The 22965-nt window shown below is 63.2% G+C and carries 20 protein-coding genes; 16 read left to right on the top strand and 4 right to left on the bottom strand.

From position 1 onward, the window contains the following. The first annotated feature begins 94 nt into the window (after positions 1-94). From M5G17_RS22205 to M5G17_RS22145, 13 genes are all read left to right on the top strand, one after another. The gene (locus tag M5G17_RS22205; protein WP_273895036.1) at positions 95-1888 is read left to right on the top strand and encodes an ABC transporter ATP-binding protein; all 1794 of its coding nucleotides are present in this window, start codon (positions 95-97) and stop codon (positions 1886-1888) included. Then, entirely contained in the window at positions 1882-3642 is a 1761-nt protein-coding gene (locus M5G17_RS22200) for an ABC transporter ATP-binding protein (protein ID WP_273895034.1), read from the top strand. Before M5G17_RS22205 ends, M5G17_RS22200 begins: the two co-directional genes overlap by 7 nt. Next, the gene (locus tag M5G17_RS22195; RefSeq protein ID WP_420793325.1) at positions 3639-4583 is read left to right on the top strand and encodes an ABC transporter permease; all 945 of its coding nucleotides are present in this window, start codon (positions 3639-3641) and stop codon (positions 4581-4583) included. Before M5G17_RS22200 ends, M5G17_RS22195 begins: the two co-directional genes overlap by 4 nt. Further along, complete coding sequence (locus M5G17_RS22190) at positions 4580-5530, top strand: iron chelate uptake ABC transporter family permease subunit (RefSeq protein ID WP_273895033.1); 951 nt, start codon at positions 4580-4582, stop codon at positions 5528-5530. The genes M5G17_RS22195 and M5G17_RS22190 overlap by 4 nt, the downstream gene beginning before the upstream one ends. Further along, positions 5527-6318: an iron ABC transporter ATP-binding protein gene (locus M5G17_RS22185; RefSeq protein ID WP_273895032.1), complete on the top strand. Its 792-nt coding sequence runs from the start codon at positions 5527-5529 to the stop codon at positions 6316-6318. Before M5G17_RS22190 ends, M5G17_RS22185 begins: the two co-directional genes overlap by 4 nt. Positions 6319-6346: 28 nt before the next feature. Beyond that, positions 6347-7279 carry a siderophore ABC transporter substrate-binding protein gene (locus tag M5G17_RS22180; protein ID WP_420793330.1) on the top strand — a complete coding sequence of 311 codons (933 nt, stop codon included), beginning with the start codon at positions 6347-6349 and terminating at the stop codon, positions 7277-7279. A gap of 156 nt (positions 7280-7435) precedes the next feature. After that, positions 7436-9874 (top strand): TonB-dependent receptor, encoded by a 2439-nt coding sequence (locus M5G17_RS22175; protein WP_273895030.1) that lies wholly within the window; start codon positions 7436-7438, stop codon positions 9872-9874. A 69-nt stretch (positions 9875-9943) separates the two neighbouring features. Then, entirely contained in the window at positions 9944-10555 is a 612-nt protein-coding gene (locus tag M5G17_RS22170) for a hypothetical protein (protein WP_273895029.1), read from the top strand. Between the two features lie 17 nt (positions 10556-10572). Then, entirely contained in the window at positions 10573-11160 is a 588-nt protein-coding gene (locus M5G17_RS22165; RefSeq protein WP_273895027.1) for a hypothetical protein, read from the top strand. Between the two features lie 357 nt (positions 11161-11517). Further along, entirely contained in the window at positions 11518-12879 is a 1362-nt protein-coding gene (locus M5G17_RS22160; protein ID WP_273895025.1) for a M16 family metallopeptidase, read from the top strand. A 78-nt stretch (positions 12880-12957) separates the two neighbouring features. Continuing rightward, positions 12958-13464, top strand: a complete 507-nt coding sequence (locus M5G17_RS22155; protein ID WP_273895023.1) for a sigma-70 family RNA polymerase sigma factor — start codon at positions 12958-12960, stop codon at positions 13462-13464. Then, positions 13461-14435: a FecR domain-containing protein gene (locus M5G17_RS22150; protein WP_273895021.1), complete on the top strand. Its 975-nt coding sequence runs from the start codon at positions 13461-13463 to the stop codon at positions 14433-14435. Before M5G17_RS22155 ends, M5G17_RS22150 begins: the two co-directional genes overlap by 4 nt. Positions 14436-14522: 87 nt before the next feature. Then, the gene (locus tag M5G17_RS22145) at positions 14523-16967 is read left to right on the top strand and encodes a TonB-dependent siderophore receptor (protein WP_273895019.1); all 2445 of its coding nucleotides are present in this window, start codon (positions 14523-14525) and stop codon (positions 16965-16967) included. Between the two features lie 39 nt (positions 16968-17006). On the opposite strand, the gene gcvA is transcribed toward M5G17_RS22145, so the two are convergent. Next, complete coding sequence (gcvA, locus tag M5G17_RS22140; RefSeq protein ID WP_273895017.1) at positions 17007-17876, bottom strand: transcriptional regulator GcvA; 870 nt, start codon at positions 17874-17876, stop codon at positions 17007-17009. Positions 17877-18026: 150 nt separating this feature from the next. Here gcvA and M5G17_RS22135 point away from each other — a divergent pair, with 150 nt between their 5' ends. Beyond that, entirely contained in the window at positions 18027-18971 is a 945-nt protein-coding gene (locus M5G17_RS22135) for a DMT family transporter (protein WP_273895016.1), read from the top strand. A gap of 30 nt (positions 18972-19001) precedes the next feature. On the opposite strand, the gene M5G17_RS22130 is transcribed toward M5G17_RS22135, so the two are convergent. The 3 genes from M5G17_RS22130 to M5G17_RS22120 form a co-directional block, all read right to left on the bottom strand. After that, on the bottom strand, positions 19002-19388 hold the full coding sequence (locus M5G17_RS22130; RefSeq protein WP_273895015.1) for a hypothetical protein: 387 nt from the start codon (positions 19386-19388) through the stop codon (positions 19002-19004). 44 nt (positions 19389-19432) lie between these two features. Then, positions 19433-20620, bottom strand: coding sequence for an RES family NAD+ phosphorylase (locus tag M5G17_RS22125; protein WP_273895014.1), 1188 nt, complete (start codon positions 20618-20620; stop codon positions 19433-19435). 149 nt (positions 20621-20769) lie between these two features. Then, positions 20770-21504, bottom strand: coding sequence for a hypothetical protein (locus M5G17_RS22120; protein WP_273895012.1), 735 nt, complete (start codon positions 21502-21504; stop codon positions 20770-20772). Positions 21505-21618: 114 nt separating this feature from the next. Here M5G17_RS22120 and M5G17_RS22115 point away from each other — a divergent pair, with 114 nt between their 5' ends. Both M5G17_RS22115 and M5G17_RS22110 read left to right on the top strand, forming a co-directional pair. Beyond that, positions 21619-22179, top strand: a complete 561-nt coding sequence (locus M5G17_RS22115) for a MarR family winged helix-turn-helix transcriptional regulator (protein WP_273895011.1) — start codon at positions 21619-21621, stop codon at positions 22177-22179. 7 nt (positions 22180-22186) lie between these two features. Continuing rightward, a complete protein-coding gene (locus M5G17_RS22110) occupies positions 22187-22885 on the top strand; it encodes an MOSC domain-containing protein (RefSeq protein ID WP_273895010.1) in 699 nt (232 codons plus the stop codon). Positions 22886-22965: the final 80 nt, after the last annotated feature.

The raw sequence follows: 22965 nt of genomic DNA, 5'->3' as shown, positions 1-22965 counted from the left end.
GGCAACTCTTTTTTCGAATGCCCTTGAGGTTTTTACCTTCTCGTTCGGAAGACAGGTAAGAGTGACCATCTTCACGGTCCGTCAGGGAGACGCCATGAGTAACCAGGATGCGAGCCTGCCCAATGGAAGGGCAGCGGTTTCGCAAGTCTTGCACCCCATTCGCGGGCGTTTGACGCTTGCCGCTCTGTTGGCCGGGCTGGGCAGCATGCTCGCGCTGGTGCCTTTGGCGGCCATTGCCCACATCGCCAATATTGCCCTCGGTGCGGGCGAGAGTGGCTGGTCGCAGGCACGTGGCGAGGTGGCCTGGGCCGTCGGTGCGAGCCTGGCGTGCCTGCTCCTGGGCTTGCTGTTGATGTCAGTGGGCGAGGCCATTGCCCACCTGGCCGACAACCACATCACCCGCCACCTGCGCCTGGCGATCACTGCGCGCTTGGCCCAGGTGCCGCTGGGCTGGTTCAGCGCGCGGGCATCGGGTGAGGTCAAGCAGGCGATGCAGGACGATATCGGTACCTTGCACAGCTTGACCGCGCATTTCTACACCACGGCCGGGCGCTGCGTTGGCGCGATCCTGATTTCGGCGCTTTACCTGTTTGCCATCGACTGGCGTATGGCGATCATCGCACTGTTGCCGTTCCCTGGGTTTTTCCTGTTCTTTGCCAAGGCGACCAAGGCCAGCGGGGCGAACATGCAGGACTTTGTCAGCCGGCTCACACGGATCAACACTGCGGTGGTCGAATTCGTCCACGGCATTCCCGTGGTCAAGGCCTTTGGCGCCACCGGCAAAGCCCATGACAGCTACCGCGAGGCGGTGGATGAGTTCAGTGCGGCCTTCACCGCGTTCACCCGGCCGCTGGTGGGCACCATGGCCAATGCCAACGCCATGATCGCGCCGGTTGCAGTGCTCGGCGTGGTGCTGGTCTTCGGCACCTTGTTGGTCAGCCTTGGCTGGATCAGCGCGCTGCAAGTATTGCCGTTCGCCATCGTCGCCCCGGGGATCTCGGCGCCGCTGATGCTGCTGAGCTACATCACCCATGATCTCAACAACGCCACCGGCGCCGCCCAGCGGCTCCATGCGCTGCTGGCAACGCCGGTGCTGGAGCAGCCTGCGCCCGAGCAGCAGCAACTGCCCAGCGATGGCCAGGTATACGTGGAGCACCTGAGCTATGGCTATGACCCGCAGCAGCCGGTGCTGATCGATATCAACCTGCGCCTGGCACCGGGCACGGTGACGGCTATTGTCGGCGCCTCGGGCAGTGGCAAGTCGACCCTGGCGCGGCTGTTGCTGCGCTTCTTTGACCCGGATCAGGGCCGCATCACGCTGGGCGGTGTCGACCTGCGCCACCTCGACAGCCGCGAGCTGTACCGACGCATTGGCTTCGTCCTGCAGGAGGTGCGCCTGATTCATGCCAGCATCAGCGAAAACATCGCCCTGGGCCGGCCCGATGCCAGCCAGCAAGAGATCGAGGCCGCTGCCCGCGCCGCCAACATTCACGACTGCATCCTGCGCCTGCCGCGTGGTTACCAGTCGGTGTTCGGCGAAGATGCGCAGTTGTCCGGGGGCGAGCAGCAGCGCGTGAGCATTGCCCGCGCGGTGTTGCTGGATCCGCCGCTGCTGGTACTGGACGAGGCCACCGCAGCGGTCGATGCCTCGAGCGAGCTTGCCATCGCGCAAGCGCTGTCGGCTTTCGCCCAGGGGTGCACGCTGCTGGTGATCGCCCACCGTCTCGACACAGTGATGCACGCCGACCAGATCATTGTCCTTGAGCAGGGCCGGATCATCGAGCAGGGCAAGCACGCCCAATTGCTCGCCCTCGGCGGCCGTTATGCCCGGCTGTGGGCGCTGGGCGCTTACGGACAGACTTCTGAACAGGCGTTGCCGACATGCTGAAGACCTTTATCCGTTTGTTGGGCGATGACGCGCGGGTGTTTCGCCGCTACCTGTCCATGGCCATCGGCTACGGCCTGCTGTGCGGGTTGAGCATTTGCACCCTGGCACCGGTGCTCAGTGCGCTGTTGGCCGGTGATACCGCAGCTGCAGCGCAGTGGTTGGTGCTCCTGGTGCTGAGCATGGCTGTGTGCTGGGCGATGCGCCGGCGCCTGGACAAAGCCGGCGTCGCCGTGGGCGTAGCGGTACTGCAAGGCGGACGTCAGCGCATTGGCGACCATGTGGCGCGCTTGCCGCTGGGCTGGTTCACCCCGGAAAACACCGCGCGCCTCAACCATGTGGTCACCCAAGGCATGATGGCAGTGGCGCAACTGCCTGCGCATGTCTTCACCCCGGTGGTCAGTGGCGCGGTAACGCCGCTGGTGCTGGTGGTGGCGTTATTCATGCTGCACTGGCCCTTGGCTGTGATTGCCCTGTTGGCTCTGCCGTTGCTGGCGTGGGTGCAGGTTTACAGCGCACGCTTGGGCCGGCGCGCCGACCAGGCCTACCAGCGCAGCGCCGCCGAGGCCAGCCAGCGCATGGTCGAGTTCGCCCAGGCCCAGGCGGTGCTGCGGGCGTTTACCGGCGGCAACAGCACGCGCTTCCTGCAGCAGGCGATCGACCAGCAGCACGCAGCGGCCTCGCGCTTGATTCGAATGTCGGCAACCTCGGCAGTGCTCAACCTGTGGCTGGTGCAGGCGGTGTTTGCCGCTTTGTTGATTGCGGCGCTGGTGTGGATGGAGGGCGCGTTGACGCAGGCATCGGTGATTGCCGTGTGCGTTGCGCTGCTGCTGGTCAATCGCTTCATCGAGCCGTTGCTGGAGGTAGCCGGCTATGGCGAAACCCTGCGCGGCGCCGGCGTCCAGCTCGAGGCGGTGGCCGAGATTCTTGCCGCGCAGCCGTTGGCTGAACCCGTTGTCGGGCAAGCACCAGTGGACGCTTCGGTGGAGTTGACCGATGTTCATTTTAGCTACGGCGCGGGTCGGCCCGAGGTGCTGCAAGGCGTCAGCCTGCGGCTGGAACCGGGCAGCATGACGGCGCTGGTCGGTGCCTCGGGCTCCGGTAAAACTACGCTGGTGCGGCTGATCGCGCGGTTCTTTGACGCCAGTGCCGGCAGCGTGCGGGTGGGCGGTGTCGACGTGCGGCAGATGACGGCCGAGCAACTGGCGGCGCAGATCAGCCAGATTTTCCAGGACACCTACCTGTTCCAGGGCAGCATCGCCGACAACATTCGTCTCGGCAAACCAGGCGCGAGCACCGCTCAGGTGCTAGAGGCGGCGTGCCAGGCGGGCGTCGACGAGATCATCGAGCGCCTGCCGCAAGGCTTGTGGACCCCGGTGGGCGAGGGTGGGGCGCGATTGTCGGGCGGTGAACGGCAACGTATCGCCATCGCCCGGGCGCTGATCAAAGATTCCCCGATCCTGCTGGTGGACGAGGCGACCGCGGCACTGGATGCGCAAAACCAGGCAGCCATCAGCCAGACCCTGGCGCATTTGCGCGGCAAGCGTACGCTGATCGTGATTGCCCATCAGTTGTCCACTGTGGTCATGGCCGACCAGGTACTGGTACTCGACCAGGGGCGGATCGTCGAGCAGGGCACACCTGCGCAATTGGCCGAAGCCCAGGGACGATACGCGCACTACCTGGCCCAGCGCCAGGCCGCCAAAGGCTGGCGGATTGCTGCGGCGCAACCGGTTGATGAGCAGGGCCTGACTTGATTCGACGTGCCTTGCCCCTGCTGTTTGTGCTGTTGTGCAGTGTGTCCTTGCTGGTGGGCGTCAAGCAGCTGTCCTGGGCGCAGCTGTTTGCTGGCAGCACGGACGCCTGGTTGACCTTGACTGCAAGCCGCCTGCCGCGCCTGGCCGCGTTGGTGTTGGCCGGGGTCGGGCTGTCGCTGTGCGGGGTGATCCTGCAGCATATCGTGCGCAACAAGTTCGTCGAACCCGCCACCACCGGCGGTCTGGATGCGGCCAAACTGGGCATCCTCCTGGCGCTGACCCTGACGCCCGAGGCGGGCGCCCTGGGCCGTATGCTGTTCGCCCTGGTGTTCTGTTTCGCCTGCAGCTTGCTGTTCGTGGCCATCATCGGCCGCCTGCGTGTACAGCACAGCGTGTTGGTACCGGTTATCGGCCTGATGTACGGCAGCGTGCTCAGCGCCATCGCCGAATTCCACGCCTATCGCCATAACATCCTGCAGAACATGCAGGGCTGGTTGCTGGGAGACTTCTCCAGGGTCGTGCAGGGCAACTACGAGGTGATCTACCTGATCCTGCCGATCGTGCTGCTGACCTACCTCTACGCCCAACGCTTTACCGTACTGGGCATGGGCCAGGACACCGCGCGTAACCTGGGTATCAACTATGTGGCGACTGCCTCGCTGGGTCTGTTGCTGGTGTCGGTGACGGTGTCAGTCACGGTTATTTGCGTGGGGGCGATCCCGTTTGTCGGCCTGGTGATTCCCAACCTGGTCGCCCTGCAGTTCGGTGAAAACCTGCAACGCACGCTGCCGATCATTGCCTTGAGCGGGGCGTCGCTGCTGGTGGCCTGTGACATCCTCGGGCGCGTGCTGATCTACCCCTTCGAGGTGCCCATCGGCCTCACCGCAGGTGGCCTGGGTGGGGTGCTGTTCCTGGCGCTGATCCTCTGGACGCGGCGATGAACAGCGCGATCATCCGACACGCCATCTGGCCGTTGCTCATCGCCCTGGCCCTGGCCTTCGTGCTGGTCGGCTCGGGCCTGGACCTGGCCTATGTGATTCCTCGGCGCTTGTTGCGCCTGGCGGCGATGGTGCTTGGCGGGGTGTGCGTCGCCTGGTCGTCGATTGCTTTCCAGAGCATCACCGGCAACCGCATCCTGACCCCGGCGATCATGGGTTACGAGGCTCTCTATCTACTGCTGCAGGCCCTGTTGATCCTGACCCTGGGCAGCGCCAGCCTGGCCCTGCTTGGCCACCACGGCAACGTGCTGCTGTCGATGCTGTGCATGCTCGGCTACTCCTGGGCCCTGCACCGTTGGCTGCTGGGTAACGGCAAGAACAACCTGTATTTCCTGCTGTTGTTCGGGCTGGTACTGACCCTGGTGCTGACGACCTTCACCCAGTTCATTCAACTGCGTATCAGCCCGGGCGAGTTCTCCGTGCTGCAGGGGTTTGCCTACACCTCGTTCAACCGCGCCGATGGCCAGCAGTTGCTGTACTCGGGCGCACTGGTGCTGGGGGTGGGGGTGGTCGGCTTCAAGACCCTGCCGAGCCTCGATGTGCTTGCCTTGGGCCGCGATCAGGCGCTGTCGCTGGGGGTCGACTACCCGCGCTACGTGCGCCTGTACCTGGCACTGATCGCCATACTGGTGGCGGTGTCCACCAGCCTGCTCGGACCCACGGCGTTCATGGGCATTTTCGTGGCCAACATCACCTATGCGTTGGCGCGAAGCAGCCGCCACCGGCTGACCTTGCCATTGGGCTGCGCCATCGCCATCAGCCTGTTCATCGTCGCCCAGTTTCTGGTGGAGCAGGTGTTCAACTACAAAACCACGGTGGGCATCCTCGTCAACCTGGTGTGCGGCGCGTACTTCCTCGCGCTGATGATTCGTAGCCGGGGGGATGCATGATCACGCTCAAACACATTCACAAGGCGTATGCCGGCAAGACCGTGTTGCACAACGTCAGCGTACAGTTTCCGACGCGCCAGCTGACGTCACTGATCGGTCCCAATGGCGCCGGCAAGAGCACGCTGCTGATGCTGATTGCGCGCCTGCTCAAGCCGTGCAGTGGCGAGATTCTCATCAACGGCCGTAACGCCGCGCACTACCGGGTCAGCGAATACGCCCGGCAGGTTGCGACCTTGCGCCAGCACCCGCAGTTCAGCCTGCGCCTGACCCTTGAGGAACTGGTCGCTTTTGGCCGCTTTCCCCACAGTCGTGGCGCCTTGAATGAGGAGGACCGGCAACAGATCGACACGGCCATCGGCTTTCTTGGCCTCGACCACCTGCGCGGCGCCTACATCGACGAGCTCAGCGGTGGCCAGCGGCAGATGGCGTTCCTGGCCATGACCATTGCCCAGCAAACCGATTACCTGCTGTTGGACGAGCCACTCAACAACCTCGACATGAAGCATGCCGTGCAGATCATGCGTGCCTTGCGAAGGCTGTGTGACGAACAGGGCCGCACGGTGATCCTGGTGGTGCACGACATCAACTTCGCCGCCAACTACTCCGACCATATCCTCGCCCTGCAGGGCGGCGCGGTGCGTTTCTGCGGCCCGGTCGCCGAGGTGGTCACCCGGTCGCGACTGCAGGCGTTGTATGGCCTGGACTTTGAAATCCTGCGCAGCGAGCGGGGTTTTGTTTGCAACTACTTCAACCCATCGGATCAGGAGCGTGAACATGAACAGGGATAAGCCACAGCCGCGCTGGACGCTGGCAGCGATGCTGGCGTTGACCAGCGTCTTGCCCGGTTGCGACCAGCCGCAGGCGGTGCAGGCCCAGGCAGCAGGGCAGTACGCGCCGATCACCATCGAGCATGCGCTGGGCACCACGGTGATCAACAAGCGGCCGGAGCGGGTGGTTGCCTTCGACATGAGCGAACTCGATACCCTCGACCAGTTGGGCGTGCCGGTGGCGGGTATCGCCAAGGATTACGTCGCGCCGTTTCTGCGCCAATACCAGGACGACCCGAAGGTGGTGGACGTCGGCGCCACGGTGCAGCCCAACCTTGAGCGCGTGCACAGGCTCAAGCCCGACCTGATTCTGATCTCACCGATTCAGGCGCACAGTTATGCGCAACTGGCCGAGATTGCCCCGACCCTGCACTTTGATGTCGACCTGAGCAACCAGCAGGGCAATGTCATCGCCGTGGCCCGCGAACACCTGTTGACCCTCGGCCGGGTGTTCGGCAAAGAACAGTTGGCAAAGCAAAAGGCCGATGCCCTCGACGCCAAGGTAGCGCAGGCCCGGCAGGTGACGGCGGGGCGGTCGGAGAAGGCCCTGATCGTGATGCATAACAATGGCGCCTTCACCGCCTATGGGGTCAAGTCTCGCTACGGCTTTGTCTTCGACACCCTGGGCGTCAAGCCTGCTGGCGGCGAGATCGAGGCCGGCCTGCACGGCCAGCCGATTTCCAACGAGTTCATCCAGCAGGCCGACCCCGACATTCTCTATGTGGTCGACCGCACGGCGGTGATGGAGCGTCGCCCGGCCCTAAACAGCAGCAGCCTGGACAACCCCTTGCTGCGCCAGACCAAAGCCTGGAAAAACGGCCGCGTGGTGTTTGTCGATGCCCAGACCTGGTACCTGTGCACGGCGAGCGTGACCTGCCTGGGCAATGTCATCGACGAGGTTGCTCGAGGGTATTTGCAATAGTTTTAAAATGATTATTGTTTCGATTGAGGCTTTGGCGTTCTGGTTCGGAAGACACAGTGAGCGTCACTTATCCTTCCGAGCGCACAGGAGTCCAGCATGCCGGAACGCCGTTCTCAATACCTTGTCCCTTTCAGTGTTCAGCATCCAGAAGCGGCCGTGAGCCGTGCACGCAACCTTGTAGCCTGGCGGCTGGCGCTGTGCCTGGGACTGGGCGCCGGATCCCTTGGCCTGGTGCCGGTAACGGCACAGGCGCAAACGGCTGGGACTGCGGCGGATACACGTCACGGCTTCAGTGTGGCGGCAGGCTCGCTGTCCCAGGCCCTGAACGCCTTTGCCGCCAGTGCCGGGATTGAACTGACCGTCGATGCCGTGCTGCTGCAGGGCAAGCAGAGCCCGGGGCTGGCGGGTAGCTACAGCATCGACGAAGGTTTTGCTGCGTTGTTGCAGGGCCATGGCCTGCTGGCGGTGCGCCAGGCCAATGGCAGCTACACCCTGGTTGTCAGCGGCGACGGCGAAGCAGATGTCGCCCTGCCGCAAACCATGATCCAGAGCAGCGTGGCTGCCACCGGCAACCTGCCGCCGGCCTATGCTGGCGGCCAGGTGGCCTCCGGCAGCCGCGTCGGCCTGCTGGGCAACAAGGACTTCATGGAGACGCCGTTCAACACGGTCGCCTACACCGAGGAGTACGTGCAAAACCGTCAGGCCCAGGACATCGGTGCGGTGATCGGCGCAACCGACCCGTCGGTGTATGTACCGAGCAAGCGCAGCAACTACGAGACGTTCTTCATTCGCGGCTTCTCCACCACCGCCAACGACATCACCTTCAATGGCCTGATCGGCATGGCGCCGAACATGCGTGGTTCCACCGAACTTGCCGAGCGGGTCGAGGTGCTCAAGGGGCCTTCGGCGCTGCTCAATGGCATGCCGCCGGACGGCAGTGTCGCCGGCAGTATCAATATCGTGCCCAAGCGTGCGGGCGACGAGCCACTGGCACGTTTGACCACAACCTATGAGTCGCGTGGCCTTGGTGGCGTGCATGCCGATGTCGGGCAACGCTTCGGCGAGCAGAAGCAGTTCGGTGTGCGCTTCAACGGTGTGTACCGTGACGGTGATACGGCGGTGGACGACCAGCAACACAAGATGGAACTGTCATCCCTGGCCATGGATTGGCGAGGTGAGCGCGCCCGGTTGTCCGCCGACCTCTACAAGCAGCGCGAGCGCATGGATGGCGTCAACTACTTTGGCATATCCTCGATTGCCAACACGGTCAACCGGGTGCCGACGCCGAAGAAGGGTAATCATTCTCTGGCACCGGAGTGGGGCTACACCGTCAATGACACCGAGACCCTGGTGTTGCGTGGCGAGTTCGACCTCAGCGAGGCCATCACAGCATACGGCGCCTGGGGTCAGCGCGACGGCGGTTATGACGCCCTGATGACCCGCGACATGCTGCTCAACGATGCCGGCGACATCGATGCCACGGCCATTCGTTCGGCCCGCGACGGCACGCAGAAGTCTGGCGAAATCGGCCTCAAGGGCCACTTCGCCACCGGCCCGGTCAACCATGCCTGGAGCCTGGCCGCGAGCCGCTTCAGTTCCAAGAATAGCTTCAAGGATGCGGCGTTTTTCGGTCACGCCCGCACCAACTACTACAACCTGGATTTCGGCCCTGCGCCGGATTTGAGCGGTTTTGGTGCGACCACCTCGAAAACCGAAGCCAAGCTTGGCAGCTACGCCCTGGTCGACACCCTGTCGTTTGCCGAAGACCGCGTGCAATGGACCGTCGGCGCGCGTCAGCAGAATGTGCAGAGCAGCAACTACGGCCGCACCGGGGCCAAGACCGCAAGTTACGATGAAAGCCGGTTGTCCCCGGCCACTGCCTTGCTGGTCAAGGTCACGGATAACGTCTCGGTGTACGCCAACTACATCGAAGGCCTCAGCCAGGGCGCCTCGGCCCCCGACACTGCGGCCAACGCCGGCGACATCATGAAGCCGTTCCAGACCAAGCAGTACGAAGTGGGCAGCAAGCTTGACCTGGGCTATCTGGCCACCACCCTGAGCCTGTTCCAGATCGAAAAACCCAGCGCCTACACTGACCCTGTGACCAATCTGTTCGGCGTCTACGGTGAGCAGCGCAACCGTGGCGTTGAGTGGAATTTCTTCGGTGAAGTACAACCGGGCTTGCGCCTGCTGGGCGGCGCCTCCTACACCAAGGCCGAGCTGACCAAGGCACGCATTGCCGACAATGAGGGCAATCAGGTTACCGGCGTGCCCAAGGTGCTGGCCAAGCTGGGCACTGAATACGACCTCGACAGCATTACCGGCCTGACCCTGACCGGTAACCTCAGCTACACCGGCGAGCGATACGTCACCGATGATCATCGCTTGTCGCTGCCGTCGTACACCACCTTCGACCTCGGCACCCGCTACACCACCCGCATAGCTACCAAGCCTGTGACCTTGCGCGCCACGTTGCAGAACGTTGCCAACAAGGCCTACTGGCTGGGCTCCTGGAGCGGCGGTGATGGCAGCGGCCTGTCGGGCGGGTTGGGCGCGCCGCGCACGCTGCTGATGTCGGCGTCGGTGGACTTCTGAACCTGCGCCTCAAGTTTCCCCGGCCTGCGCCGAAGCGCTCTGGCACTACGCGCCAAATAAGGACATTCCATGCTCAGAAAGCTGCTTCAGGCTAGCGCCGTCATCGCCACCCTGGCGATGACCGGCTGCGTCTCCTACAACGTCACCGGCCCCCTGGCCGCCCCGCAACATCCTGCTGCCAACACCAGCCCACGCACGGCGCAAGTCGCCGATGTAGCCGTCACCTCGCCGGGTATCGACGAGGCCACGCGCAAGGCCATCAGCCGCTCGCTGACCGTGCAGCTTGATCAGTACGTCGCGGCTGGCAAGTACTTCAAACAGGTCAGTCAGTACCCGACCCGTCTGGATGAGCAGGATGTGCTGCTCAAGTTCAACATGACCTCGCTCAAGGGCCATCGCGGGCCCCACCCAGGCTACGTGCTCGGTGCCTTGCTGACCCTGACCGTGTGGATCTGGGTCAACGGGCCAATCTACGTAGACACCTTTGATGTTGCCGGTGACCTGGTGATCGAGGACCGCAACGGCAAGGCCCTGGCCAGCTCGCACCAGGTGCTCAAGCTGGAGCGCAATGTCGGCCTGTACCGTCGCGAATACTGGGCGCCAACCCTGGGTGCGCCGCAACTGAACGAGGTGGTCGCCAAGCTGCTCGACGACGCCACGCTGAAACTGGCTAAACAATGATTTCAAGGAACCACCCCATGCTGCGTATCATCAAGGCCAATCTGCTGCTCGGCGCTGTGCTGCTGACCGGTTGTGTCTCCTATTCGCAACACGAACTGGCGCCGGTGCAGAGCTGGCCGCCACAAGCGCAGGCACAGGCGGTAAAGCCCACTGCCTATGTGCGCACCACCGCGCAATACCAGGTCAACCGTGGCCAGGCCAATGCCATCGCCGGCAAACCGGCCGAGGCGTGGGAGCGCGCATTGGTCGAAACCTACAATCAGTCCGGGCGCTTTGCCCGGGTGAGCACCGACAAGGTCGCGGCGGACATCTACGCTGAATCGACCTTGACCAACCATGAACAGTTCAGCATGGCCTCGGCGATCATCACCGGCGTGACCTTCCTCGTCATCCCGACCACGGCGCGCAACACCTTCACCCTCGACACCGTGTTCAAGGACAAGGATGGCAAGGAGCTGGGGCGCATTCGCAAGAGTGAGTCGGTACGCACCTGGATGCACCTGGTGCTGATCGTCGGGATTCCGTTCCAGCAGGACACCAGCGCGCTGGTCCGGCAACTGACCCAAAGCACGCTGGATGAGGCGGTCAAGCGCCAGTTGCTGTAATCAGGCTGACAACGCCGCTCTCACAGGCCATGGCACGTTGCAACAAGTGTGGGAGCCGGCCTTGCCGGCGATGCGCCGCGCGGGCGGGCACGGGCTGCGCCCGTGTTCGCGGGGCAAGCCCGCTCCCACAGAGATCGCGCAAGCTTTTTAGATTTTCATCAAGACAGTTGCTCCCACCCGGTCAGCGCGGGTCTCGGTGGGAGCGGGCTTGCCCCGCGATGAGGCCAGTGCAGTCTCGATCGCTGCCCAGGCTTGATCTGCCGCAGCCAAGTGCGTAGCGTCCGCGCCCTGGCCTTTTGAGTAATCGCTATGACCTTGATGGAACGACTTTTCACCTGCGCCTTTGGATTGAGCGCAATGGCCCCGGTCCTGGCGGCCGACAACCTGGCCATTGAACACTGGACCCAGCCCAACGGCGCGCGGGTCTACCTGTTGCCACAAAGCGAGGCAAGTGACCTGCAGATCCAGGTCGATTTCGATGCCGGCAGCCGCCGCGACCCGGTCGAGCAACCGGGCCTGGCGGTGCTCGGCGCAGCATTGGCCACAGCGGGGATTCGCGCCCAGGGCGATGATCCGGCATTGAACGTCAATGCCGTGCAAATGGCCTGGATGCGCGTGAACAGCGAGTTGAACACCCAGGTCGATGCCGATCGCTTCAGCTACCTCCTCAGGATCACCGACGCCGACGCCCAACGTCAAACCGAAGCTGCGGGCCTGCTGGGCCGGCAGATTGCCGAGCCGGCCTTTGCCGGTAGCGTCTGGTTGCAGGCCAAGCCGTACTTCATTCGCCAGGTCAACGGCGAAAGCACCCGGCGCTTTGCAGGCGTAGGGGAGCGCTTTGCCCAGGCGCTGTATGGCGAGCACCCCTATGGCCGCGAAGTGACCCGCCCGGGGTTGCAGCGCAGTAAACAGGTCAACCTCTATGAGTACGCGCTGCCGTTCGGCTATGCCCTGACGCCGGCCATGGTCGAGCGCACTGGCATGAGCGATCTGCGTGCCCACTACAGCGCCATGATGTTGCCTTGCCGGGCCACGGTCAGCCTGGTTGGCAACCTGGACCGGGCGCAAGCCGATGCCGTGGCCAGCGCAGCGCTTGGACGTTTGCCACAAGCCGGCTGCAAGGCTTTACCAGCGCTGCCCACGGTGCAGGCGCTGAGCCAGGCCAGCCGCCAACAACTGCAGCCGCAACAAGGCACGATCTGGATTCAGATCGGCCAACCGGCAGTGTCTCGGACAACGCCGGACTTTTTCCCGTTGCTGCTGGGCAGCGACATTCTCGGTGGCGAGCACTGGCCGACGCGGCTCAACCGTGCGCTGGGGGAGAAACTGGGCGGGGATGTGAGTTGGCAATCGTCCAGCTATTTCGACATGGGCCAACAGGGCGGGGCGTTGGTGATGTCCCTGGAGGTCCCCGCCGGGTACCAGCAGCAGGCTGAAGAGGCGGCTCGCGAGGCCTTGGCGCGCTTTGTCAGCGAGGGCCCGAGCGCAGAGGAACTGGCTCAGGCCAAGGCCCGTCAATTGGAGTATTTTGCCGCTACCCGCCGCGAGCGCGTGCTTGAACATGTCGCGCAGATTGCCTTGAATCAGCTGCCGGACGATACCCTGGTGAGGTGGCAGCAACAGCTTGAGGCGGTGACACCTGCACAGGTGCAGGCGGCGTTCGCCCGGGTGGTGCAGCCACAAAGGCTGGCAACGGTGGTGGCGGGGCAGGATCAGTAGGCGCGGCGATAGGGGATTGTGCAATCACCTCAGCATCATGATAATGAGAGTAATTACCATTAATGTGTGATCACTCTCGTGCCGAGCTCTGTCGACTCCAAGGCCATCGTCGCCCACCTCTACAGTGACCATCATCGCTGGTTGCGCGCCTGGCTGTACCGTCGGCTGAACTGCCCACACGATGCGGCGGACCTGGCCCAGGACACCTTCGTCCGGGCCATGGGCAGCAGCGCCTTGCCCGCCCTGGAAGAGCCCCGTGCGTTCCTCGCCACCGTCGCCCGTCGGCTGCTGAGCAACCTGTTTCGCCGCCGGGCGCTGGAGCAGGCCTACCTCGATGAGCTGGCGTGCCTGCCCGAATACTGCATGCCGTCGGCCGAAGACGTGCTGCTGGTGCGCGAAGCCCTGGCCGAGATCGACCGCCTGCTCGATGGCTTGCCGGTGCGCGTGCGGCATGCATTCATCCTCCACCGCCTGGAAGGCATGGGCCAGCCGGCCATCGCCGAGCAGTTGGGGGTGTCACTGGCCACGGTCGAACGCGACTTGCGCCGGGCCTTCCTGCATTGCCTGAGTGCGAGGCCCGAATGAGCAATATGCAACTGGACCGCGCCACCCACGAAGCGGTGGACTGGCTGCTCAAGCTGGAGAACGCTCCTGCCTGCAGCCCGTTGCTGCTGGCGTTCAACACCTGGCTCAAGCAGTCGCCCGGCCATCAAGCCGCCTGGCAGCGGGTCAACGCCTTGCTCGGTGAACCCCTGGCCGACTTGCAGCAGGCCGAGCAGCGCAACCCCGGCCAACTGGCCATGGCCAGCCGCAGCTTGCGCGCCTTGCCTTCGCCGTCGCGGCGCAAGGCATTGGGCGGCGGTCTGGCGATGGTGCTGCTGGGGTTGGGCGCCGGCGCGATCGGCAATCGCTTGACGCCGCTGGGCGATCTGCTTGCCGACCTGCGTACCGGCACCGGTGAGCGCCGCACCTTCACCCTGACCGATGGTTCGCGTTTGTGCCTGAACGCGCGCAGTGCGGTAGATGTGCGCTTTAGCGCCGGGCAGCGGCTGGTGCTGCTGCGCGAGGGTGAGCTGCAAGCCGATGTCCGTGCAGAACCGGGGCGGCCCTTTATCGTCGCTACCCGTGAAGGCCAGGTTCAAGCCCTGGGCACACGCTTTAGCGTGCGCCAGGAAGAGCGCCAGAGCCTGGTCGCGGTGCAGCAGCACAGCGTCCTGCTCAGAAGCGGCAGCGCACCCGCCCAGCGCGTGGAGGAGGGCCAGGCCTTTGCTTTTGACGGTCATGCCAGCCATCTGCTGGCTGCATCGCTACGAACCCGTGCGAACTGGACCGAGGGCCGCCTGGATGTGCGTGACGAACCCCTGGGCGAGCTGATCGAGGCCTTGCGCCCGTACCGCGCCGGGCTACTGCGCATCAGCCCGCAAGCTGCGCAGGTGCGCGTCTACGGCAGCTTTCCGCTGGACGACAGTGAGCGCACCTTGCGTTCCCTGGCCGAGACCCTGCCGATCCGTGTCGACAACTTTGGCGGCTGGCTGACCCGTATCGACGTGATCTAAATAAAAATAATTTCGATTTCCCTGAGGGGGTTCGATCACTGGCGTGTCCTCGTTATGGACAACAACCTCCAACGAGCCAACACTTCCATGCCCGACTCCATGATCCGACCCAGCCTGCTGGCCCTTGCCATTGCCCTGGGCAGCAGCGCGCCGCTGCTGGCCCTGGCGCAAACCGACAGCAGCATCAGCGCCAGCCAACGCTTTGATATCCCGGCCGGTGACCTGGGCGAAGCCCTCAGTCGCATCGCCCGCCAGTCTGGCCGGGTGCTGTCGGTCAAGCCTACGCTGCTGCAGGGCAAGCAATCGGCGGCGGTCAACGGCCAGTTCACGCCCGAGCAAGCGGCAACCCAGGCCTTGAATGGCACCGGCCTTAACCTCAACATTACCGCCGGCGGCACCTGGAACCTGCTGCCCGCCGAGCAGAGCGGGGCGCTGGAACTGGGCCTGACGCAGATCGTCTCCACTGCCGGTGAAACGGCCTGGGGCCCGGTCCAGGGTTATGTGGCCAAGCGCACCGGCACGGCAACCAAGACCGATACCTCGGTGCTGGAAGTGCCGCAGACCATCAACGTCATCACCCAGGACGAAATCACGTCGCTGGGCTCGCAGACGGTCACCCAGGCCCTGCGCTACACCCCGGGGATCACCGGTGGCGGTTTCTCCGACCGCGTGGGGGTTTTCGACGAACCCACCTCCCGAGGCTTCAGCCCGACGCCGCTGTACCTGGACGGCCTGCACCTGCCGTACGGCGGTGGCAGTACCGGGGGTGCGCTGCAGATCGACCCCTATGCCCTGGAGCGCATCGAGGTGATGAAGGGCCCGGCTTCGGTGCTCTATGGGCAGAACCAGCCCGGCGGTTTGATCAACATGGTCTCCAAGCGCCCGACCGCCACGCCGCTGCATGAAGTCAAGCTTGGTGGCGGCAGCCAGGACCGGCGTTACGGCGCTTTCGACTTTGCCGGCCCAGTGGATGACCAGGGTGAGTACCAGTACCGCGTGACTGGCATGGGCCTGGATAAGAACGGCGAGATCGACTACGTCGAGCAGCAGCGCTACATGATTGCCCCGAGCCTGACCTGGAGCCCCAACGAGCAGACCCGCCTGACCGTATACGGCCACTACCAGCGCGACAACGGCGTACCTGAAGCCCAGGGCCTGCCTGCGGTGGGCACGGTGTTCGCCAGCCCCAACGGGCGAATCAAGCGCAGCCGATTCATCGGTGAGCCGGGGGTCAATTCCTACGATCGCGAGCAATACACCTTCGGCTATGAAATCAGCCATGAACTGGACGACGTCTGGACCCTCAAACAAAACACCCGCTACGCCTACGTCGACGACAAATTCCGGGCGCCGCTGCACGGTTACGCCTTCGTGCCCAACCCGGTTACCGGGGCCGACGACCAGAGCGCCATGACCCGCTATGGCGTGGACTGGGCGCAACGCAACAAGGTGTTCGGCATCGACAACATGGCCCAGGCCAAATTCAACACCTTCGACCTCGCCCATACCCTGTTGATCGGCGTTGATTACTACCACTCCAACTCGCAGTTCCTCGGCAGATACGACCGCAATCCGCCAATCATCGATCTGTACAAACCGGTGTACGGTCAGGCGCTGAACTTCGCTCAGCCGTACAAGTGGGATCGCACCATTCGCCAGACCGGCCTGTACGTGCAGGATCAGCTCAAATGGGATCAGTGGTTCCTGACCCTGGGGGGACGTTACGACTGGGCTGAGGCGGTCAACAAGGAGCCCCTGTCGAATGAGCGTCCGAGCAGCTCCAAGGATGAGAAATTCACCGGCCGAGCCGGCCTTGGTTACGCCTTTGACAACGGTGTCACGCCGTACCTGAGCTATTCCGAGTCCTTCCTGCCGCTTGCCGGTGCCGACTACGCGCACAAACCCTTCGAGCCGTCCACCGGCAAGCAGGTCGAGGCCGGTATCAAGTATCAACCGCCGGGCCAGGATAGCTTCATCCAGCTATCGGTCTACGAGATCAAACAGCAGAACGTGCTCACCAGCGATGTTGCCAACCCCGGCAGTAACAGCCAGGTCGGCGAACTGCGTTCACGCGGGGTCGAGCTTGAAGGCAAGGCCAACCTGACCGACAACCTGGGCCTGATCGCATCGGTGTCGCGTAACGATGTGGTCTACACCAAGGACAACGATGGCCGCGAGGGCCGCCACCCTTCCGGTACGCCGCCGATGACCGCATCGTTGTGGCTGGATTATCACTTTACCGGCGACACGCCGCTTGCAGGCCTCGGCATGGGCCTGGGTGCGCGTTACGTGCGTGGCAGTGACGGTACCGACTGGGCCGAGGATCACTTCAGCATTCCGTCCTACACCGTGTACGACGGCATGCTCTCCTACGACTTGCAGCAGTCGCCGTTGCGTCTGAAGGGCGTGAAACTGCAGGTCAACCTGCAGAACCTCGAAGACAAGGTCTATGTCAGCCGTTGCACCAGTGATGTGGATTGCTACTACGGCGAAGGGCGGACCATTACCACTGACCTGACCTATAACTGGTAAGACCGACTTGCCCGGCGATGGGCTGCAAAGCAATCCCTGCTAGCGACAAGCCAGCAACCACTGACGAAACCCGGCCACCTGCGGCCGTTCCAGTGCCGTCGCCGGGTACACCAGGTAATACGCCAGCTCACTGGCGATGCCCTGTGCAAAGGGCGTCACCAGCATGCCTTCATCCAGCTCCCGCTGCACAAAGCCGCGGCGCACCAGCGCCACGCCGAGCCCCGCCTTGGCCGCTTCAATCGTGCCGTTGCTGTCTACGAACAAGGTACCGCCACTGGCCTGCACCTGTGGCGCCCTGGCTGCATCCAGCCACATCCGCCAGTCGTGGCGGTGCTCATCGTGCAGCAGGTGCACGCTGGCAAGGTCGTTGGGTTGGTGCAGGGCGTGGATGTTGCGCAAGTGCGGGCTGCACACCGGCACCAGATCATCGTCCAGCAAGCGTTCGGCGACCAGCCCGTCATAGCGGCCATAGCCATGACGCACCGCCAGGTCGATGCCGTCGCGGGCGAAATCCACCAGGCGCTTGCAGGCGCTGATGCGTACATCGACACCGCTCTGCTGCGCCTCGAAACCGCCTAGCCGTGGCAGCAGCCACTGTACGGCAAACCCGGGTGTGCAACTCAGCGTCAGTACCTGTTGCCTGGCGCGAGTAGTGAGGGCACTGGTGGCCTCACGAATCATGCGAAAGGCGCTGCGCAGGGTCGCGAAATAGTCCTCGCCCTCCGGGGTGAGGCTGAGGCTGCGCGGGCGGCGGACGAACAACCGCACGCCCAGGGCCGCTTCCAGTTCCTTGATCTGCAGGCTGACCGCACCGGGGGTGACGCACAACTCGCGGGCGGCAAGGGTGATACTGACATGCCGGGCGGCGGCTTCGAAGGCGCGCAAGGCGCTGAGTGAGGGTAGGGTCATGATGCTTTAATTCACCTCAATCATCTGGCGAAAAATGCTCGTTTGTCGTGGTGCTGGTGCCCTTGAATACTGGCATTGAAGAGCTCCAGAGGCTGCCGATTGACCTTAGCAGAGCTCAATCTCGATCGCCCGTTTGAGGAGTTAGCCACGATGAACAAAGTCATGAGCCTGAGGGAGTGGGGCCTGTTGACTGCCCTGTCGATACTGTGGGGCGGTTCGTTCTTCTTCAATGGTATTGCCGTGAAGGAACTGCCGCCTTTGACCCTGGTGATGCTGCGCGTGGGGCTGGCGGCGCTGGTACTGCTTGCGCTGGTACGGCTACTGGGGCTGTACATGCCGCGAGAGTGGCGGATCTGGCGGGCGTTTTTGGTCATGGGGCTGCTCAACAACCTGCTGCCATTCTGCCTGATCGTCTGGGGCCAGGCCCGCATCGGCAGCGGCCTGGCCTCGATCCTCAATGCCACCACGCCGCTGTTTGCGGTGATCGTTGCGCACCTGCTGACCGAGGACGAAAACATCAGCGTCAACAAGCTGGCCGGTGTTGCGCTGGGCTTTGTCGGAGTGGCGATCATGATTGGCTCGGCGGCTTGGTCCGGCTTGGACGGCAACCTGTGGGCACAATTGGCGGTGTTGGCGGCGGCCTTGTCATACGCCGTGGCCGGGGTTTACGGGCGGCGCTTCAAGGTCATGGGGGTGGCGCCGCTGATCACTGCCACCGGACAGATCAGTGCGTCGGCCATCTTGTTGGTGCCGCTGGCGTTGCTGATCGACCTACCCTGGAGGCTGACCGCGCCAAGCCTGACAACCTGGGCGGCGGTGGCCGGTTTGGTGTTGCTTTCCACCGCGCTGGCCTATGTGGTGTTCTTTCGTATCCTGGCCACGGCCGGGGCGACCAACCTGATGCTGGTGACCTTCCTGATTCCGCTCAGTGCCATCGTGCTTGGCGTGCTGGTGCTGGGGGAGCGTCTGGAGACCAGGCACTTTATCGGTATGGGGCTGATTGCCCTGGGGTTGGCGGCGATCGACGGGCGCTTGCTGAAGTGGCGGCGGGTGGCGGTGGAGGATCCGGACAGTTTTATCGGCCGGGATATTTAGGTCGCAGTCAGCTTGCCCCGCGCTGCTGTGTCAGGCATCGCGCAACAGGTCATGGGCATCGAGCAGCCGGTAGGCAATCTCCGGCTGCTTCTCCAATGCCCGGCGGATCGCCGCCGGAATGCTCTGCCGGGTCTTGCGGCACAAGCCCGGCAGATCCTCAATCTGGATACTGATACCGCGCATGGTCCGCACCTCATTGAAGCTTGGGGTGATCTGCACACGAATCCCCAACTGCTCATACAAACGCTGCTGCATGTGCTCCAGGTCCGCCAGGCTCTGCACATTTTCCAGGCGCTGCAGCAGGCGTTTTTCTTCCTCGCGGGTCAGCCGCAGGATGCGCGGATCCTGCAGCGTTTCGCGGCCGCAGTCACAGGCGCCGGGCGGGCAGGGGGTGCGAGTAGGGAGGCTGGCGTTCATGACCTCCAGCATAGCGAGGCCGTTGATTGTTTGCCTAGCGTGCGCTACCAATCGCCTTGGTATTGAACCGCTTTGACCTGGTGCTGGCACAATCGGTCGTCGAAGGCAACGGGAAAGACCGGCTCCCATTCGGCAACAGCTTGCCCGGATGATTCTGCTCTCTCTGCGAACAGCACAATGTTCACCCCTCCTGCGTTTTGCGAAGAACTGAACTTGATGCCGTCAAAAGCTTCCTCGTGTTTGTGGTTGAGGTACTCGGCCATCGCCTGGGTAACAATATAGTGGGAGCTGTCCCGGCGAACGGGGCGGGCGATCAGCCGGTGCAGGTCATTGAGCAAGGCTTGCAGTATGCGGCGCTCTTCGTAATTGCTGCTGAAGTCGCTGACGCGTTGGTGCTCGCGGGGTCGGTCAAGGCCGGTGAAGTCGAACAGTTTGAGTGGGCGTGTGGTCCTGAACCTGGCCAGCGCAATCCGATCGCCAACAGAGGGGCGAATTTCGGCAATGCTGGTGGCGATGTCCTGCGCCGCATAGAACAACGATATCCCGGCGCAGTTCATGCGATTGTCGCCTGCTCTTTGCTTGGGTGGAGCGCCCAGGTGCAACCCCGGGTCTTTCTGAAAGTTCGTGAAGTCTGTGTCATGGTCAAAGCGACGCGCGCGATACAGTTGTTTACCCTGTTTTAGCAGGGTGGTGACGGCGGGGTTTCGATCGAACAACGACTGACGGATGGCTTGCGTGGCCTCTTCGAACAATTTCGCAAAGAACGTCTGCGCGCGGTCGTTGAAAAAGCGTTGGCGATGAGTCAACTCATCGGCAATGGATTGCCAGCGGTTTGCCAGAAACACGCTGCGGTCTGATGCTGTGTCCAGTTCGCCGGGAATCCTGCAATACGATGCGCCTTCATGGAAAAAACTGCCGTCATGCTCGATCAGCATTGCAGCCATTTCTTCAGAAAGCGCGGTACCAGGGCAGGCGATGACGCATTCGACAACCTGCGCAAGCGACTGTCCTGACTGCTCGCCTTGGGTGATTTGCACGTGGGCGAAGCGTTCAGGGATAACTCGCAACAAGCTGGTTACCAGGCGTTGCACGCGAACCGCAGGATACTCAGAGTGTTGGCATACCCTGCATGGCTTGTTGGGTTGATTGCTGAACATTGATTTGAGAAGGGAATCGTCCAGGCAGTCGATACAGATGTAACCGCGGGAGTCTTCGTCCTCAAAAAGTTGCATAAGCTTCGTGCGACTCAAGGCAGATTCTCGTGTATAGCCAATAGCGACAACACGGGGTGAGAGCGCTATCGGCTTATCGATGGAGATCCGCGAAGGCTAGCAAAATGCCAGCCTTTTGCCCACGGTACGATTAGCGGTTCTCCTGTTGTTCACTGCTGCTTGAGCTTCCAGGTGCCCGGCAGCGACAGGTCGCCGGAGCTGATGTCCCACACGCTGCTGACGCACAACAGCGGGTTGTGCAGGTCGGCATTGACCTTCAGCGCTGCGGTCACGCCGTCGTAGTTGAAACTCTGCGGGAAGCCCACGGCGGCCAACGGCACGCTGATGCGCGCGGCATTCTGGTTGACGCGCAGGTCATAGCCGGGTGAGTCGATGTAGATCGGTGCACCGGGCCAGGTAGCGGGCAGCTTGGGCTTCGCCCCCTCGGGAATGTCGCGCACCTTGAGCCCGCCCGGGCCGCAACTGTCGTCCTTGCTCAATACCACCCAGTGCGAATGCCAGAGGCCACCGTCGTTGTCTTTCTTGCCATCGCGGTTTTCATCCAGTTGCGGGGTATCGTCGAAGTCCGGGTGCGAGGTCAGGGCCAGGGCGAGAATCCCGGCCTTGGCCTCAAAGCCGACACTGCTGCTGTCCAGGCTGGTAGGCCAGACATAACTGTAGACCTCGGCGCCGGCAAAGCTGCCCTTGGCCGTGGGCAGGCGGCTGCCGGCCTGGCCGTCGACCAGTTGCTCGAATACAAGGTTGTCGCCTTGTTTGAAGACCCGGGTCTGGACCAGGTCGAAGGCGGCCTCGGCATTGCCTTTGGCGCTGCTGATGCCGGGCGTTTCATGGGCCCAGGCCTGGGCGGCGATCAGGCTCAAGGTAAAGGCGAGGGTAAGTTTCATGGTCATCTCCTGTTGGTGTCGGATCGATACCGTTTATCCTATGCCGCTCCTGCCCTTTGTCAATATAGTTTCTATCCGATACTATTTATCAACGTCATTGATCGAGGCTCAAGCGTGCTATTCGACCTGTTGGAACGGCTCTCCAGCCTGACCCGCGTCTGGTTTCGCCAGCACCCGCTGCTGGCCGACCTGCAACCGATACAGCTCAGTGCCTTGCTCTACCTGGCGCGCTGCAATCGCTACTCCAACACACCGTTGGCCGTCACCGAGTACCTGGGGTTGACCAAGGGCACGGTCTCGCAATCGCTCAAGGCCCTGGAGGCCAAGGGCTTGCTGGTCAAGACCCAGGACGTGCGGGACAAGCGCAGCGTGCACCTGGCGCTGACACCAGCGGCCCGGGAGCTGCTGGCTTCGGTGATGCCACCGGACTTTCTCGCCGCGGCAGCTCAGCGCATGGGCGCACAGGCGCAGGCCCTCGAAGGCCTGCTCAGCGACTTGCTGCGCAACATCCAACGCCATGAAAATGTGCCGGGCTTTGGCCTGTGCAAAACCTGCCGTTTCCATCGCACCACCACCAAAGGCGGCTTCTGTGAACTGACCCAGGAGCCGCTGACCGCGCCAGAGCGCGAGCTGATTTGCCGAGAGCATCAGCTGGCCGAACCTGTAGAGGAGTGAATCACCCATGCTGGGACAGCACCTGCAACTGCAAAGCGTATTGACCGGCCGCGCCGTGCCCTTTACCCGCCCAGGCTCCTCCAGCGCCATCGCCAAGACCCCGCGTGACGGCGAGGTCGCAGTCACCGAACTGGGCCTGGCTGGCGACGAGCAGGGTGACTTGCGCGTGCATGGCGGGATCGAAAAGGCCATCCATCACTACCCGCGCGAACACTACGCGGCCTGGGCGGCAGAGCTGGGTGAGCTTGCACTGTTGCAAGCGCCGGGTGCCTTCGGTGAAAACCTCAGCACCCTTGGCCTGACCGAACAGAACGTGTGCCTGGGCGATCGCTTTCGTGCAGGCACTGCTCTGCTGGAAATCTCCCAAGGGCGCATGCCGTGCTGGAAACTCAACGATCGCTTTGGGGTAAAGGACATGTCGCTGCGTGTCCAGCAGAGCGGCCGCACCGGCTGGTACTACCGGGTGCTGGAAGAGGGCGTGCTGGCGGCAGGGAAGAACATCGAACTGATCGAACGGCCACACCCGCAATGGTCGGTGGCGCGCTTGTCGTCGGTGTTGTTCGACAAGCAGGTCGACCTTGAGGTGATTCGCCAGTGTTTGGAGCTGCCGTTGGTTGAGTCCTGGCGCAGGACCTTGTCACGACGCCTGGAGAAGGTTGAGGTGGAGGACTGGGCGCCGCGTTTGCAGGGGCCTGGGCGGTTATGAGGTCTTAGTCTATCGCGGCATAGGTTCGCCTTACACAAAGGCTAACAACGCCGCTCCCATAGGCCATGGCACGTTGCAAC

This window comes from Pseudomonas rubra, from assembly GCF_028656935.1.
Lineage (GTDB): Bacteria > Pseudomonadota > Gammaproteobacteria > Pseudomonadales > Pseudomonadaceae > Aquipseudomonas > Aquipseudomonas rubra.
Note: the sequence above shows the minus strand (reverse complement) of the source record. Positions and strands in the feature narration are given on the sequence as shown.

Bases quoted from the DNA above. Each gene is read 5' to 3' on its own strand.
- gcvA (WP_273895017.1), bottom strand. From the start codon at position 17,876: ATGACCCTACCCTCACTCAGCGCCTTGCGCGCCTTCGAAGCCGCCGCC.
- M5G17_RS22190 (WP_273895033.1), top strand. From the start codon at position 4,580: ATGAACAGCGCGATCATCCGACACGCCATCTGGCCGTTGCTCATCGCC.
- M5G17_RS22200 (WP_273895034.1), top strand. From the start codon at position 1,882: ATGCTGAAGACCTTTATCCGTTTGTTGGGCGATGACGCGCGGGTGTTT.
- M5G17_RS22150 (WP_273895021.1), top strand. From the start codon at position 13,461: ATGAGCAATATGCAACTGGACCGCGCCACCCACGAAGCGGTGGACTGG.
- M5G17_RS22180 (WP_420793330.1), top strand. From the start codon at position 6,347: ATGCTGGCGTTGACCAGCGTCTTGCCCGGTTGCGACCAGCCGCAGGCG.
- M5G17_RS22145 (WP_273895019.1), top strand. From the start codon at position 14,523: ATGCCCGACTCCATGATCCGACCCAGCCTGCTGGCCCTTGCCATTGCC.
- M5G17_RS22160 (WP_273895025.1), top strand. From the start codon at position 11,518: ATGGCCCCGGTCCTGGCGGCCGACAACCTGGCCATTGAACACTGGACC.
- M5G17_RS22170 (WP_273895029.1), top strand. From the start codon at position 9,944: ATGCTCAGAAAGCTGCTTCAGGCTAGCGCCGTCATCGCCACCCTGGCG.
- M5G17_RS22120 (WP_273895012.1), bottom strand. From the start codon at position 21,504: ATGAAACTTACCCTCGCCTTTACCTTGAGCCTGATCGCCGCCCAGGCC.
- M5G17_RS22130 (WP_273895015.1), bottom strand. From the start codon at position 19,388: ATGAACGCCAGCCTCCCTACTCGCACCCCCTGCCCGCCCGGCGCCTGT.
- M5G17_RS22125 (WP_273895014.1), bottom strand. From the start codon at position 20,620: ATGCAACTTTTTGAGGACGAAGACTCCCGCGGTTACATCTGTATCGAC.
- M5G17_RS22110 (WP_273895010.1), top strand. From the start codon at position 22,187: ATGCTGGGACAGCACCTGCAACTGCAAAGCGTATTGACCGGCCGCGCC.
- M5G17_RS22135 (WP_273895016.1), top strand. From the start codon at position 18,027: ATGAACAAAGTCATGAGCCTGAGGGAGTGGGGCCTGTTGACTGCCCTG.
- M5G17_RS22205 (WP_273895036.1), top strand. From the start codon at position 95: ATGAGTAACCAGGATGCGAGCCTGCCCAATGGAAGGGCAGCGGTTTCG.
- M5G17_RS22185 (WP_273895032.1), top strand. From the start codon at position 5,527: ATGATCACGCTCAAACACATTCACAAGGCGTATGCCGGCAAGACCGTG.
- M5G17_RS22165 (WP_273895027.1), top strand. From the start codon at position 10,573: ATGCTGCGTATCATCAAGGCCAATCTGCTGCTCGGCGCTGTGCTGCTG.